This window comes from Burkholderia sp. FERM BP-3421, assembly GCF_028657905.1.
GTDB lineage: Bacteria > Pseudomonadota > Gammaproteobacteria > Burkholderiales > Burkholderiaceae > Burkholderia.
Map to the genome: position 1 here is coordinate 1,749,061 of NZ_CP117781.1, position 14,204 is coordinate 1,763,264.

The 14,204-nt window shown below is 70.0% G+C and carries 12 protein-coding genes; 8 read left to right on the top strand and 4 right to left on the bottom strand.

The genetic code is table 11. The features are described 5' to 3' along the window. Nucleotides 1-3: 3 nt before the first annotated feature. The 8 genes from Bsp3421_RS10725 (at nt 4) to Bsp3421_RS10760 (ending at nt 9,743) form a co-directional block, all read left to right on the top strand. The gene (locus Bsp3421_RS10725) at nt 4-1,248 is read left to right on the top strand and encodes an acyl-CoA dehydrogenase family protein (protein WP_273995913.1); all 1,245 of its coding nucleotides are present in this window, start codon (nt 4-6) and stop codon (nt 1,246-1,248) included. Continuing rightward, on the top strand, nt 1,245-2,438 hold the full coding sequence (locus Bsp3421_RS10730; protein WP_273995915.1) for an acyl-CoA dehydrogenase family protein: 1,194 nt from the start codon (nt 1,245-1,247) through the stop codon (nt 2,436-2,438). The genes Bsp3421_RS10725 and Bsp3421_RS10730 overlap by 4 nt, the downstream gene beginning before the upstream one ends. After that, nucleotides 2,435-3,238: an SDR family oxidoreductase gene (locus Bsp3421_RS10735; RefSeq protein WP_273995916.1), complete on the top strand. Its 804-nt coding sequence runs from the start codon at nt 2,435-2,437 to the stop codon at nt 3,236-3,238. The genes Bsp3421_RS10730 and Bsp3421_RS10735 overlap by 4 nt, the downstream gene beginning before the upstream one ends. Further along, on the top strand, nt 3,235-3,738 hold the full coding sequence (locus Bsp3421_RS10740) for a MaoC family dehydratase (RefSeq protein WP_273995917.1): 504 nt from the start codon (nt 3,235-3,237) through the stop codon (nt 3,736-3,738). Before Bsp3421_RS10735 ends, Bsp3421_RS10740 begins: the two co-directional genes overlap by 4 nt. Further along, nucleotides 3,735-4,955: an acetyl-CoA C-acyltransferase gene (locus tag Bsp3421_RS10745; protein WP_273995918.1), complete on the top strand. Its 1,221-nt coding sequence runs from the start codon at nt 3,735-3,737 to the stop codon at nt 4,953-4,955. The genes Bsp3421_RS10740 and Bsp3421_RS10745 overlap by 4 nt, the downstream gene beginning before the upstream one ends. A gap of 151 nt (nt 4,956-5,106) precedes the next feature. Then, nucleotides 5,107-6,066, top strand: a complete 960-nt coding sequence (locus Bsp3421_RS10750; protein ID WP_273995920.1) for a WD40/YVTN/BNR-like repeat-containing protein — start codon at nt 5,107-5,109, stop codon at nt 6,064-6,066. 86 nt (nt 6,067-6,152) lie between these two features. Beyond that, complete coding sequence (locus Bsp3421_RS10755) at nt 6,153-8,600, top strand: efflux RND transporter permease subunit (protein WP_273995922.1); 2,448 nt, start codon at nt 6,153-6,155, stop codon at nt 8,598-8,600. 66 nt (nt 8,601-8,666) lie between these two features. Then, nucleotides 8,667-9,743, top strand: a complete 1,077-nt coding sequence (locus tag Bsp3421_RS10760; RefSeq protein WP_273995923.1) for a Rieske 2Fe-2S domain-containing protein — start codon at nt 8,667-8,669, stop codon at nt 9,741-9,743. Between the two features lie 227 nt (nt 9,744-9,970). On the opposite strand, the gene dmpG is transcribed toward Bsp3421_RS10760, so the two are convergent. From dmpG to Bsp3421_RS10780, 4 genes are all read right to left on the bottom strand, one after another. Further along, a complete protein-coding gene (dmpG, locus tag Bsp3421_RS10765) occupies nt 9,971-10,996 on the bottom strand; it encodes a 4-hydroxy-2-oxovalerate aldolase (RefSeq protein ID WP_273995924.1) in 1,026 nt (341 codons plus the stop codon). A 10-nt stretch (nt 10,997-11,006) separates the two neighbouring features. After that, nucleotides 11,007-11,906, bottom strand: coding sequence for an acetaldehyde dehydrogenase (acetylating) (locus Bsp3421_RS10770; RefSeq protein WP_273995926.1), 900 nt, complete (start codon nt 11,904-11,906; stop codon nt 11,007-11,009). An 11-nt stretch (nt 11,907-11,917) separates the two neighbouring features. Beyond that, a complete protein-coding gene (dmpE, locus tag Bsp3421_RS10775; protein ID WP_273995927.1) occupies nt 11,918-12,700 on the bottom strand; it encodes a 2-oxopent-4-enoate hydratase in 783 nt (260 codons plus the stop codon). Between the two features lie 81 nt (nt 12,701-12,781). Further along, on the bottom strand, nt 12,782-14,164 hold the full coding sequence (locus Bsp3421_RS10780) for a DUF1329 domain-containing protein (protein WP_273995929.1): 1,383 nt from the start codon (nt 14,162-14,164) through the stop codon (nt 12,782-12,784). Between the last annotated feature and the right edge of the window lie 40 nt (nt 14,165-14,204).

Genomic DNA, 14,204 nt, shown 5'->3' on the forward strand with positions numbered 1-14,204 from the left:
GCGATGGATCTCGCGCTCACCGACGAACAGACGATGATCCGCGCCGCGGCGGCCGACGTGCTGGCCGAACGCAGCGCGTCGGCCGAGGTGCGCCGCGCGCTCGCACGCTCCGCCGGCCGCGACGATGCGCTGTGGACGACGCTCGCGGGCGAACTCGGCTGGAATGCGCTCGCGCTGCCGGAGGCGGTGGGCGGGACGGGGCTCGGCGCGGTCGAGCAGATGCTGCTCATGGAGCAGCTCGGCGCGCGCCTCGCTTGCGTGCCGTATTTTCCGACGACGTGCCTGGCGGCGACCGCGCTCGCGCAGTGCGCCACGCCCGTGGCGAGCGCATGGCTTTCGAAGCTTGCCGAAGGCGCGTGCAGCGCGACGCTCGCGTTGCCGCTCGAACCCCCGTTCGGTCGCGCGGTGGGCGCATGGCCGCTGCCCGTCTCCGCCACGGCCGTGGGCGGCGGCTATGCGTTGTCCGGCACGATTCCGTACGTCATCGACGGCGCGCGCGCCGATCTGCTGCTCGTGCCGTCGCGGATCGGGAGCGAAGGGCAGTCGATCTCGCTGTTCGCCGTCGACGCCGCTGCGGCATCGGGCCTGGCCGCCGCGCCGCTCGACACGCTCGACGCGACCCGGCCCATAGCCCGTATCGTGCTCGACGCGACCCGGGTGCGTCGCGACGCGCGGCTTGCCGCCGGCCGCGATGCCGCGCGCGTGCTCGAACGCGGCGCATGGTTCGCCGCGCTCGCGCTGGCGGCCGAGCAGGTCGGCGGCGCGCAGCAGTGCCTCGACCTGACGCTGGCCTACACGAGCCAGCGCGTGCAGTTCGGCCGTGCGATTGCGTCGTTCCAGGTCGTCAAGCATCGCTGCGCGCAGATGATGGTGCTGATCGAGTCGGCGCGCTCGGCCGTGTTCGGCGCCGCGCGCGCGTGGGATGCGGCGGCGGGCGCGACGCCGGGCGCCGCGCTGTGCGCGGACATCGCGGCCGCGAAGGTCGCCGCGAACGAGGCTTGCGCATTCGGCGCGCAGGAAGCGATCCAGCTTCACGGCGGCGCCGGCTTCACGTGGGAATACGACCCGCATCTCTTTTTCAAGCGCGCACAGGCTTCGGGCGCGCAGTTCGGCGCCACGCCGCAACTGCTCGAATGGATCGCGCGCCATGCGATCGACGGCGGCGCGCCGGCGCGAGAGGGCGCGACCGCCGCATCCGTCGCGACACGCGCGCGCCCGTCCGCGCACCGAGCAGGAGCGCGGCCATGAACGGCGCATCGCGGGAACGGCAATTGAGTCATGAAGTCGCCGACTGGGTGGCGTCGCACCTCACGGGCGAGTTCGCCTGCCTGAGGCACCGCGGCGGCCCGGGCGACGAGGAGGCGTGGCCCGAACTGCGCAAGGCCTGGGAGCGGGAGCTGGCGCGCGGCGGCTGGACCGGCCTCGGCTGGCCGGCCGAGGCGGGCGGGCGCGGCTTCACGGTGGCCGAGCAGGTGATCTTCCACGAAGCCTATGCGCGCGCGGGTGGGCCGGGACGCATGGGGCATATCGGCGAAGGGCTGCTCGGGCCCACGCTCGTGGCGTGCGGCACCGACGACCAGCGTGCGCGCTTCCTGCCCGCCATCCTGGCCGGCACGCAGTTCTGGTGCCAGGGCTATTCGGAACCGGGCGCGGGTTCCGATCTCGCGAACCTGCGCACGCGCGCCGCGCAGGAGGCGGACGGCTCGTGGCGGGTGAGCGGCCAGAAAGCCTGGACGTCGCTCGCGCGCGACGCCGACTGGATCTTCGTGCTCGCGCGCAGCGACGCCGGATCGCGCGGCAGCCAGGGACTGTCGTTTCTGCTGATGCCGCTCGACCAGCCCGGCATCGAGATCCGGCCGATCCGGCAGATCAACGGCGGCGCCGAATTCAACGAGGTGTTCTTCGACGGCGCGCGCGCCGGGGCGTGCGATCTCGTTGGCGCGCCGGGCGAGGGCTGGCGGATCGCGATGACGCTGCTCGGCTTCGAGCGCGGCGTGTCGACGCTCGGCCAGCAGATGCAGTTCGTGCGCGAGCTTGAATGGGTGATCGATGCCGCGCGCGCGTCGGGCGCGGACCGCGAGCCCGTGCTGCGCCAGCGGATCGGCCGCGCCTGGGCCGGGCTGCGCGTGATGCGCTACAACGCGCTGCGCATGCTGTCGGGCGCGGACGGCGCAGCGGGCGCGCCGCTGCGCCGCGAGGCGCTGATCTACAAGTACCAGTGGTCGAACTGGCACCGCGACCTGGGTCAGCTCGCGATGGACGCGCTCGGCGCGCGCGCGAACGTGATCGATCCGTCCGACGAGCTGCTCACCCGCCTGCAGCGCCTGTTCCTGTTCTCCCGCGCGGACACGATCTACGCCGGCACCAATGAGATCCAGCTCAACATCATGGCCGAGCGCGGGCTCGGCATGCCGAGGGAACCGCGAGGCCAAGCATGACTGAACCCGACCGCATCAACGAAGCGCCCCCCTACGTGCCCGGCCACCGGCTGCTCGCCGGGAAGGCGGTGCTCGTCACCGCCGCCGCGGGCGCCGGCATCGGCTACGCCGCCGCACGCCGCTGCGCGGAGGAGGGCTGTCGCGCGCTGTTCATCTCCGACCTCCACGAGAAGCGCCTCGAACAGGCCGTCGACACGCTGCGCGCCGAAACGGGGCTGCGGCGCATCCACGGGCGGCTCGGCAACGTCGCGGTGGAGGACGACGTGCGGGCGCTCGTCGCGGCCGCCGAGGCGCAGCTCGACGGCGTCGACGTCCTGATCAACAACGCGGGGCTGGGGGGAACCCGGCGGATCGTCGAAATGGACGATGCCGAATGGTCGCGCGTGATCGACATTAGCCTGACCGGGACGTTCCGGATGATGCGCGCGATGCTGCCGCACATGCAGGCCCGCGGCCGCGGCGTGATCGTCAACAACGCCTCGGTGCTCGGCTGGCGCGCGCAGGCGGAGCAGGCGCACTACGCGGCGGCGAAGGCCGGCGTGATGGCGCTCACGCGCTGCGCGGCGCTCGAAGCCGCGCCGTATGGCGTGCGCATCAACGCGGTCGCGCCGAGCCTCGCGATGCACGAATTTCTGAAGAAGTCGGCGCCGGCCGACTTGCTGAATCAACTGGCGGCGCGCGAGGCGTTCGGGCGCGCCGCCGAAGTCTGGGAGGTCGCCAACGTGATGGTGTTTCTTGCAAGTGACTACGCCTCGTATCTGACGGGCGAAGTGCTGTCGGTCAGCAGCCAGCGCGCATGACGAGCGCCATTTCCCACTTCGCGCGCGCGCGGCCTCGCGTGTTCGCGCATCCCGGCGAGCTGGCGGCGGCCGTGGGCGAAACGCTCGGCGCGAGCGCATGGCTCGCGATCGACCAAATCCGCATCGACGGCTTTGCCGAGGTGACGGGCGACCACCAGTGGGTGCATGTCGATCCCGCGCGCGCGAAAGCCGGCCCGTTCGGCGCCTGCATCGCGCACGGCTACCTGACGCTCGCGCTCGTCAACGCCTTCCTGCCGCAGATCGTACGCATCGACGGCGCGCGCTTCGGCGTCAACTACGGCTGCGACCGGATCCGCTTTCCGGCGGCCGTGAAGGTCGGCGCGCGCGTGCGCGGCATCGGCGAGCTGCTGCGCGTCGAGCCGTTCGACGACGGCGTGCAGGCATGGATCCGCGTGACGGTCGAGATCGAAGATGGCGACAAGCCCGGCTGCGTTGCCGACACGATCAGCCGCTACTACCTTGGAGCACCGGACAGATGACTGACGCCGTGATTGTTTCCGTCGCGCGCACGCCGATCGGCAAGGCGTTTCGCGGGATCTTCAACGACACCGAGGCGCCCGCGCTCGGCGGTCACGTGGTGCGCGCCGCGCTGGCGCGCGCCGGCGTCGCGCCGCACGAGGCCGACGACGTGCTGATGGGGTGCGCCGCCCAGCAGGGGACGCAAGGCTACAACATCGGCCGGCTGTCGGCTGCCGCGGCGGGCCTGCCCGCCTCGGTGCCCGGCATGGCGATCGACCGGATGTGCTCGTCGGGACTGGTGTCGATCGCGGTCGCCGCGCGCAGCGTCGCCGCGGGCGATGCGCGGATCGTCGTCGCGGGCGGCGTCGAGTCGATCTCGCTCACGCAGAACCGGCACAAGAACGCCTATCGCGCCCGTTCGCAGGCCGTGCTCGCGCATCAGCCGTCCGCCTACATCGCGATGATGGAGACAGCCGAGATCGTGTCGCGCCGCTACGGCATCTCGCGCGCCGCCCAGGACGAATTCGCGCTGCGCAGCCATCGGCGCACCGCCGAGGCGCAGGCGGCGGGACGCTTCGAGGCGGAGATCGCGGGGCTCGACGTGCGGCGCGCGCTGTTCGACAAGGACGGCAAGCCGGCCGGGCACGAAGACGTGCGGGCGGCGCGCGACGAAGGCGTGCGCGCGGACACGACGGCCGAGCGGCTCGCGGCGCTGAGCCCGTCGTGGCGCGGCGGCGATACGGTCGCGCAGGGCGCGTTCGTCACGGCCGGCAATGCGTCCCAGCTGTCGGACGGGGCGGCCGCCGTGGTCGTGATGTCGCGCGCCGAGGCGACGCGCCGCGGCCTCGCGCCGCTCGGCGCGTTTCGCGGGATCGTGGTCGTCGGCTGCGAACCGGACGAAATGGGGATCGGCCCGGTGTTCGCGATCCCGGCGCTGCTCGGGCGCTTCGGGCTTGCCGTGCGCGACGTCGGGCTGTGGGAACTGAACGAGGCATTCGCGTGCCAGGTGCTGTATTGCCGCGACCGGCTCGGCATTCCCGACGAACGGCTGAACGTCGACGGCGGCGCGATCGCGCTCGGCCACCCGTTCGGGATGTCCGGCGCGCGGATGACGATGCATGCGCTGCTCGAAGGCGCGCGGCGCGGCGTGCGATACGTGGTCGTCACGATGTGCGTCGGTGGTGGAATGGGCGCCGCCGCGCTGTTCGAGGTGGGCGCATCGCCGCGGCCGGGATGACACGGTGGCGATCCCGGGCCATCCGGAACCCTGACGTCGACCGTCGGCCCGGACCGGCGCACGGTATCCACGGCGGAGCGCGGTGCCGCAGCGCGCCTGAGCGCCCACGCCGGACGACATGAGCGCTGAGGCGCTGGACAGGAGACAAGCAATGAAACGAACCTTGCCCGGACTGGCGATGTCGGCGCTCGTCCTCGGTGCCGCGCTGTTCGCGTTTGCGCCGCGCCCGCTGCCGGCGTTTCCCGCGACCTCGATCCAGGCGGATCGCCTGCAAATCAACGGTCTGGCAAGGGCCGGCGCGCGCCTCGTCGCGGTCGGCGAGCGCGGCGTGATCCTGCTGAGCGACGACGGCGGCTGGAACTGGCGGCAGCCGGCCATCACGCCCGACCGTCCGGCGACGCTGACGCAGGTGGATTTCATCTCGCCGACGCTCGGCATCGCGGTCGGCCACGACGGCCGGATTCTCCGCAGCGAGGACGCGGGCGCGCACTGGCGCGAGGTGCGCGTCGATCACGTGCATTCCGATCCGCTGCTGTCCGTCTGGGGCAGCGCGCGCGGCTCGCTGTTCGCGGCCGGCAGCTTCGGCGTGCTGCTGCACTCGGGCGATGCCGGCGCGACCTGGCGGACCGTGACGATACCTGCCGGGGATCGTCATCTGAACGCGGTCGTCGGCGACGGGCGCGGCAATGTGCTGATCGTGGGCGAGAGCGGCTTGCTGCTGCGCTCGACCGACGACGGCGCGACCTGGGACACGCGGCCTTCGCCGTATGCCGGTTCGCTGTTCGGCGCGCTGATGCTCGCGAACGGCGACTGGATCGCCTACGGAATGCGCGGCAACGTGCTGCGCAGCACCGATCGCGGGGAAACCTGGGCGCACGTGGACAGCCGCGTGCCCGCGTCGTATTTCGGCGCGGCGCAACGGGCGAGCGGAGAACTGGTGCTGGTCGGCCAGGGCGGCGCGATCGTCGCATCGCGCGACAACGGGCTGAGCTTCGACGTGCGCAAGCAGGGCGGCGTGCAGAGTCTCGCGGCCGTGCTCGACATGGGGCATGGCGCGCTGTTGCTCGGCGGCGAGGCCGGCATCACGCGGCTTGCCGCCTCGCCGTCCTGACCGGGGCGCGCCCGCCGGCTCGCCGCTCGGCAACCCGATTCGCCGCCTGCTCCCGCTCCGCCCGCCCGTTTCGACACGAGAATGCCATGTACGACGCGTCACCCCCCACCGGCTCCGTTCCCGCATCCCGCCTCGCCGCGTTCGTCGAGCGGTGCGCCGCGGCGATCATGTTCCGGCGCCGTGCGCTGATGCTGCTTGGCGTCGCGCTCACGCTTGCGCTCGGCTGGTCGGCGACGCGGCTCAGGCTCGATCCGGGTTTCAACAAGATGATCCCGATGCAGCACCCGTACATGCAGATGTTCGAACGCTATGCGGGCGCGTTCCCGGGCGCGAACACGATCCTCGTGAGCCTGCGCTGGAAGGGCCCGGGCGACATCTACAACCCGCTCTTCATGGACGCGCTGCGCCATGCGACCGACGACGTATTCTTCATCCCCGGCGTGAACCGCTCGCGCGTGTTCTCGCTGTTCACGCCGAACGTCCATTACACCGAGGTGACCGAGGCGGGCTTTCGCGGCGACGTGGTCGTGCCGGGCCGGTTCTCGAGCGCGGATCCCGACGATCTCGCCAAGGTGCGCCGCAATGTCGCGCGTTCGGGGCAGATCGGCCGGCTCGTCGGCAACGATCTGAAGTCGGCGCTGATCCGCGCCGAGCTGCGCGAGACCGATCCGATAACCGGCAAGCGGCTCGACTACGGCGCGGTCGCGCGCCAACTGGAGGAGATTCGCGCCCGCTACGCGGGGCAGGGCGTCGAGGTGAACATCATCGGCTTCGCGAAGCTCGTCGGCGATGTCGAGGCAGGCATCGCGGGCGTGATGGCGTTCTTCGCGCTCGCGTTCCTGATCACGGCCGCGCTGCTGCTGGCCTATACGCGTTCGCCGAGGACCAGCGCACTCGCGCTGCTGGTGGCGCTGCTGCCGGTCGTATGGCTGCTCGGCGCGCTGCCGCTGCTCGGACTCGGGATCGACCCGATGTCGATTCTCGTGCCGTTCCTGATCTTCTCGATCGGCGTGTCGCATGCGGTGCAGATGACGAATGCGTGGAAACAGGCGCTCGTGCGCGGCGAGTCGTCGATCGATGCCGCGCGCGATGCGTTCCGCAAGCTGTTCGTGCCGGGCACCGTCGCGCTGCTGACCAACGCGCTCGGCTTCATGGTGATCATGCGGATCGAGATCGACATCGTGCGCGAGCTTGGCATCACCGCCTGCCTCGGCGTGCTGCTGATGATCGTCACGAACAAGGTGTTCCTGCCGATCCTGCTGTCGTATACGCGCCTCGAACGCGGCGCGCTGGCCCGCGCGCGGCGTTCGGCGAGCGCGGGCGGCGGCCGGACGTGGGCGGCCTTCGCGGTATTCGCGCGGCCGCTGCCCGCGCTCGGCGTATTTGCGGTCGCGCTTGCGCTGCTCGCCTACGGCACGCTCGAATCGCGCCGGCTCGAGATCGGCGACGTCGGCACGGGCGCGCCCGAGCTGCGCGCGAACTCGCGCTACAACCTCGACAACGCGGCGATCACGCACCAGTACGACATCGGCGTCGACGTGTTGTCGGTGATCGTCGAGACGACCGGTTTCGACGACGCCTGCCTGCATTACCCCGTGATGAGCGCGATAGAGACGTTCGAGATGCGCATGCGCGGCGTCGCGGGCGTGCAGTCGGTGACGAGCGTGGCATCGCAGGGCAAGGTGCTCATCGCCGCGTTCAACGAGGGCAATCCGCGCTGGGCGGCGCTGCCTCGTTCGAGCGACGGCCTGACGCAGGGGTCGAAGGCGTTCGATCCCGACAACGGCATGAACACCGCGAACTGCAAGGCGATCCAGGTGCTGATCTACACGCGGAACCACGAAGGCGCGACGCTCGCGCACATCGTCGACGAAATCAAGCGTTTCGCCGCCGAGAATCCGACGCCGAACGTCGCGTTCCGGCTCGCGGGCGGCAACGTCGGCGTGATGGCCGCGACCAACGAAGCGGTCGGCGAAGCGGAGGTGGCCATGCTGATGTCGATCTTCGGCGCGATCGCGCTGCTGTGCGCGGTGACGTTCCGATCGTGGCGCGCGGTGCTGTGCATCGTCGTGCCGCTCACGCTCGTGTCGATCCTGTGCAACGCGCTGATGGCGCAGCTCGGAATCGGGCTGAAAGTCGCGACGCTGCCCGTGATCACGCTCGGCGTCGGGGTCGGCGTCGACTACGGCATCTACCTGTACGAACGGCTGCAGCACGCGCTTCGGCATGGCGCAACGCTGCCGGACGCATTCGCCGTCGCGATGCGCCAACGCGGCACCGCCGCGTTGTTCACCGCCGTCACGATGTTCATCGGCGTGGGCACCTGGGCCTTCTCCGCGCTGAAATTCCAGGTCGACATGGGCGTGCTGCTCGCGTTCATGTTTCTCGTGAATCTGTTCGGCGCGGTCTTCCTGTTGCCCGCGCTGGCGGTGTGGCTCGGCGTCGAGCGCGCCGAACGCCGCGCACCGCGCGCCGCGCCGGACGCGACGTCGAGCCCGGCGCGCGCGGTCGAATCCGGCCAGCCGCTGCGCTGAACCCACGCTTCCGATTCCCCCAGACGCGCGGCAGGCTGCCGCGCGCCCCTAAAAGGAGACGCTCCCATGTCCGCACGCCCCTATCAGATCGAAGCCCAGCCGCTCGTTCCGCGCTATGCGCGCGGCTGGCATTGCCTCGGGCCCGTCCGCGACTACAAGGACGGCAAGCCGCACACATTGCACGCGTTCGGCCGCAAGCTCGCCGTGTTCGTCGATTCGACGGGCAAGGCGAACGTGGTCGACGCGTACTGCCCGCACATGGGCGCGGACCTGAGTCTCGGCACGGTCCAGGGCGACAACCTCGTCTGTCCGTTCCACGGCTGGGCCTGGAACGGCGAGGGGCGGTGCGCGTCGATTCCCTACTGCAAGCGCGTTCCGCCGAAGGCGCGGATCGGCGCATGGCCGACCTGCGAGGAGAATCGGCTGCTGTTCGTGTGGAACGATCCCGAAGGCAGCCCGCCGCCGCCCGAGGTTGCGATTCCACGCCTCGATGCCTGCTTCTCCGACGCATGGTCGGACTGGATCGTCGATACGATGCTGATCCAGGCGAACTGCCGCGAACTCGTCGACAACATCTCGGATGTCGCGCACTTCGCGACCGTCCACCACGCGCCGGTCGATTATTTCGCGAACCTGTTCGAGGGGCACAAGGCGACCCAGCTGCTGGTCGGCCGCAGCGATCGGCTTGGCGGCGACAGCCTGACCGCGCTGTCGACGTATTTCGGGCCGGCCGTGCATATCACGCGGATGACGGGCGAAAGCGGCGGTCAGCCGATCCATTCGGTGCTGCTGAACTGTCACGTGCCGATCGACATGAACAGCTTCGAGCAGCGTTATGGCGTGATCGTGAAGAAGGTGCCGGGCTTGAGCGACGCGCGGAACATGGAGATCGCGGCCGCGTATGTGAAGGAGGCGCAACGCGCGTTCTACGAGGATGTCGACATCTGGCACAGCAAGACGCGGATCGACAACCCGCTGCTGTGCGAGGGCGACGGGCCGCTGTATCAGATGCGCGATTGGTATTCGCAGTTTTATCGCGACGTCGCCGACGTGCGCCCGTCCAGCGTCGCGCGCAAGGCATTCGAAATGCGCATTCGCGGAGAAGGCGAGACGCCGGCGCTGCATCACGTGTTCGAGCAGTGAGGGGCGACGCCCGGTGAGCGCCACCGGGCGTCTTCAGGCACGATGCGCGCCACGGCGACCGCAGGCGGGCGATGTCCCGCGAGCACGAGATCGGCACCGAAGATATCCCAACGCATGCGACGCGGCGCCGGCCATCGGCCGAGTGACGGCGCGCGTCGACGTCCGCCGGCAGCGACAGGGCTCGCGCCCCGTTCCATAGCGCACCGCCGGACGCTGCCCGAACCCGCTTACGCCATCCTTTCGCGCGCCATCGTCAGCGCGGCGTCCTCGATCATGTCCTCCTGGCCGCCGACCAGCCGCTGCCGGCCCAGTTCGACGAGGATGTCGCGCGCCGGCACCTTGTATTTTGCTTCCGCGCGCTTCGCGAACAGCAGGAACGACGAATAGACGCCGGCATAGCCCAGCGTCAGCGCATCGCGGTCGATCCGGATCGGCGCGTCCATGATCGGCACGACGAGATCCTCGGCGACGTCCGAGATTGCGAATACGTCGACGCCGGTCTCGATGCCCATCCGGTCGCATACGGCGACGAACACCTCCATCGGCGTGTTGCCCGCGCCCGCGCCGAGCCCGGCCGCGGCCGCATCGATCCGGTTCGCGCCCGCGGCGACCGCCGCGACCGAATTGGCGACGCCCATCGCGAGGTTGTGATGCCCGTGAAAGCCCAGCTCGGTCTCCGGCTTCAGCGCGTCGCGGACCTGGGCGATTCGCGCGGTCACGTCGTCGGGCAGCATGTGGCCGGCCGAATCGGTGATGTAAATGCAGTTCGCGCCGTACGCTTCCATCAGCCCGGCCTGCGCGACGAGCTGCCCGGGCGACGCCATGTGCGCCATCATCAGGAAGCCGACCGCATCGAGCCCCAGCGTGCGCGCGAGGTCGATGTGCTGCTCGGACACGTCGGCCTCGGTACAGTGCGTCGCGACGCGGATCGTGGCGACGCCGAGCGCATGCGCCATCCGCAGATGCTCGACGGTGCCGATGCCGGGCAGCAGCAGCGCCGACACCTTCGCCCGCTTCAGTTCCGGCATCACGGCGCCCAGGTACGCTTCGTCGGTATGCGCGGGAAAGCCGTAGTTGACGGAGGCGCCACCGAGCCCGTCGCCGTGCGTGACCTCGATCAGCGGCACCCCGGCCGCGTCGAGCCCGCGGGCGATGCCGCGCATCTGGTCGAGCGTGATCTGGTGGCGCTTCGGGTGCATGCCGTCGCGCAGCGACATGTCGTGGACGGTGATCTTCCTGCCTGCAAGTGTCATGGCGTGCTCCTCAGGCGGTGGCGGCCGTCGCGGCCAGCATCTGTTCGGCGAAGCGCTCGGCCGTGGCGGTCGCGGCGGCGGTCATGATGTCGAGGTTGCCCGCGTATTTCGGCAGGTAGTCGCCGAGCCCCTCGACCTCCATGAACATCGACACGCGATTGCCGTCGAACACCGGGCCGTTCTTCAGCGTATAGCCGGGCACGTAGCGTTGCACGGCATCGAGCATCGCGCGCACGGACGCCGTGATCGCGGCGACGTCGGGCGGCCCATCGGTCAGGCAGTGGATCGTGTCGCGCATGATGAGCGGCGGTTCGGCCGGGTTGATCACGATGATCGCCTTGCCCGTGCGCGCGCCGCCGATCCGCTCGATCGCGCCGGCGGTGGTGCGCGTGAATTCGTCGATGTTGCGGCGCGTGCCGGGGCCGACCGAGCGCGACGACACGGTCGCGACGATCTCGCCGTAGACGACCGGCTGCACGCGCGATACCGCGTGGACCATCGGGATCGTCGCCTGTCCGCCGCAGGTCACCAGGTTGACGTTCATCTGCGCGCTGTCCAGAAGCGCGTCGAGGTTGACGGGCGGCACGCAGTACGGCCCGATCGCGGCGGGCGTCAGGTCGATCATGCGCACGCCGAGCGCGGTGAGCGCGTCGGAATGCGCGCGGTGCGCGGCGGCGGAGGTTGCATCGAATGCGATGCGGACAGCGTCGCGTTCGACGTGCGGCAGCAACCCGTCGACGCCCTGGTCGGTCGTCTTCAGGCCGAATTCGCGCGCGCGCGCGAGGCCGTCGGAGGCCGGGTCGACGCCGACCATCCACACCGGTTCGAGCACGGGCGAGCGGCGCAGCTTGTACAACAGATCGGTGCCGATGTTGCCCGGACCGATCAGCGCGCATCGGATTTTCTTCATGGGACGCTCCTTTAGATGAAACGGACATCGCAGCCGCCGATGCCGGCGATCCGCATCGATAACCAGTCGCCGGCCGCGACCGGGATCAGCGCGGCGAGCGAGCCGGACAGCACGATCTCGCCCGCCAGCAGCGGCACGTCGTAGTCGGCGAGCGCGTTCGCGAGCCACGCGACCGCGTCGGCCGGGTGGCCGAGCGCCGCGTCGCCGCGCCCGTGCGCGACGGGCCCGCCGTTTTTCTCGATCGTCATCTCGCACGCGGCGAGATCGAGCGCGCGCGGATCGGCGCGGGCTTCGCCAAGGACGTAGACGCCGCACGAGGCGTTGTCCGCGATGGTGTCCTCGATCCGGATCGCCCAGTCGCGGATCCGCGAATCGACGATCTCGAAGCACGGTGCGACCGCGGCCGTCGCGGCGATCACGGCATGGCGATCGATCCCGGGCCCGCGCAGATCCCGCGCGAGGAGAAACGCGATTTCGCCCTCGGCGCGCGGCGCGATCAGCGAGTCGCGCGGAATCGCCGCGCCCGCTGCGTGATGCATGCCCGACAGCAGCACGCCGAAATCGGGCTGGCGCACGTCGAGCAGGTCCTGCACGGCCCGGCTCGTGGCCCCGATCTTCTTGCCGACGACTGTCTCGCCCTGCGCGACGCGCCGCTCGACGAAACGCTGCTGGATCCGGTAGGCGTCGTCCGGCGACAGCCGCCGAGGGCGGCCCGAGAGCGGGGTAACCGGCGCGCGGGCGCGCCAGGCGGTGTAGAGTTCGTCGCCGAGCGCCGTATGCAGGCAGGAACACATGGAAGGAGCCCTCGCAGTGGAAAAGGTCGCCGTCACGGGCGGCGTCGCGCGCCGGCGCATGAGTGACGGGTTCGTTCGACGTCAGTTGCCTGAGCTGCGGATCGCGTCCGGCGAGAAATAGGCCTCGTTGAACTGCGGGCTGTTGTTGAGCTTGGGCATCGGCCCTTCGTTCGACAGGCGGTCGGCCATGTACGCGCCGGAAATCAGGTCATGGAAGAACACGGCGCTCACGTAGAACAGCTTCGCGTCGAACGCATAGAGCGACGTCGCGACATTGGTGCGCCAGAGCTGACCGCGCGCATCGTAGTTGTCGGCGAGCGGCGTCGTCCACGTATCCTCGTCGAGGTACAGCACGCGCTTCGCGTACTGGTGGCGATAGCCGTTCTTCAGCGTGGCCTGCATCACCCACACGCGATGCAGCTCGTAGCGGATATACGCGGGATTCTCATGGCCCTTGGCCAGCAGGTCGCCGTACTTGATCGATCTGTCCATCACCTTGTAGTTGTTGTAGGGAAGGTAGATCTCGCGCTTGCCGAGCATCTTCCAGTCGTAGCGGTCGCCGGGGCCGTTGTAGAGACGGTCGTCGTCCACCGTGCGGAATCCGCCCGGGCCCTGCGGCTGGTCGTAGCCGAATTCCGGCGACTGGCGTACGCGCCGTGTGCCGGGGTTGTAGGTCCAGGTGCGCGACGCGTTGGTCGCGCCGACCTTGTCCCAGTTCGTGAAGCCGACGATCAACGAGCCGCGGTCCGACAGCGGCAGCTCGATCGCGTTGCGGTAGTACGTCCGGTTGTTCAGGTCGTTCGTCACGTCGTACTTGCCGAGGTGGCGCGGCGAGTAGATGTCGTAGCGGACCTTGCCCCACGCGATGTTGCCGTCCGAGTAGACGACCGCCTGGTCGTAGGTGGCTTGTTCGGAACCGACGCCCGACGAGAAGCGCTGGTTCCACAGCAGTTCGGCGGCGCTCTTCGGAATCGGATAGGGCACTTGCGGCGGCCCGTTCGTGAGGCCGTTCGTGTCGGACGTCATCGTCGAGTCGGGCGCATAGGTGCGGATGTCCTTGTACACCGCATCGGCGAAACGGAAATCGCGATGGCTTGGATAGACGAGCATCTTGAAGGTGGCGGGATAGCGCTTGAACAGGGCTTTCTGGCCGTCGGTCAGATGTTCGGCGTACTGCGCCATGTTCTCCGCGGTGATCGTGGCGATCGGCTTCTCGCTCGCGTACGGATCCGGGTAGCGGTCGCCGCGCTTGTACGGCAGGTCCGGCGGCGCGCCGAGCCACTTGCCGGTCCATTCGGGCACGCCGCCGTCCTGGCTGGCGGCGCGCACGGCGCCCATCGGCGTCAGCGGGCCGTCGAGCGCCTTCAGGTCTTCCGGCGTGACTTTCGGGAACGACGCGGTCGCGGCGAGCGCGCACACGATCAGCACCGACGCGTGCGGAAGGGGGAGGCGAATTCGCTTCATAGGCATCCTCTTCAGGCGGAGTGGCGAGCGGTCGGGCCGC

Coding starts and splice junctions, on each gene's coding strand:
- Bsp3421_RS10725 (WP_273995913.1), top strand. CDS start 4: ATGGATCTCGCGCTCACCGACGAACAGACGATGATCCGCGCCGCGGCG.
- Bsp3421_RS10730 (WP_273995915.1), top strand. CDS start 1,245: ATGAACGGCGCATCGCGGGAACGGCAATTGAGTCATGAAGTCGCCGAC.
- Bsp3421_RS10735 (WP_273995916.1), top strand. CDS start 2,435: ATGACTGAACCCGACCGCATCAACGAAGCGCCCCCCTACGTGCCCGGC.
- Bsp3421_RS10740 (WP_273995917.1), top strand. CDS start 3,235: ATGACGAGCGCCATTTCCCACTTCGCGCGCGCGCGGCCTCGCGTGTTC.
- Bsp3421_RS10745 (WP_273995918.1), top strand. CDS start 3,735: ATGACTGACGCCGTGATTGTTTCCGTCGCGCGCACGCCGATCGGCAAG.
- Bsp3421_RS10750 (WP_273995920.1), top strand. CDS start 5,107: ATGAAACGAACCTTGCCCGGACTGGCGATGTCGGCGCTCGTCCTCGGT.
- Bsp3421_RS10755 (WP_273995922.1), top strand. CDS start 6,153: ATGTACGACGCGTCACCCCCCACCGGCTCCGTTCCCGCATCCCGCCTC.
- Bsp3421_RS10760 (WP_273995923.1), top strand. CDS start 8,667: ATGTCCGCACGCCCCTATCAGATCGAAGCCCAGCCGCTCGTTCCGCGC.
- dmpG (WP_273995924.1), bottom strand. CDS start 10,996: ATGACACTTGCAGGCAGGAAGATCACCGTCCACGACATGTCGCTGCGC.
- Bsp3421_RS10770 (WP_273995926.1), bottom strand. CDS start 11,906: ATGAAGAAAATCCGATGCGCGCTGATCGGTCCGGGCAACATCGGCACC.
- dmpE (WP_273995927.1), bottom strand. CDS start 12,700: ATGTGTTCCTGCCTGCATACGGCGCTCGGCGACGAACTCTACACCGCC.
- Bsp3421_RS10780 (WP_273995929.1), bottom strand. CDS start 14,164: ATGAAGCGAATTCGCCTCCCCCTTCCGCACGCGTCGGTGCTGATCGTG.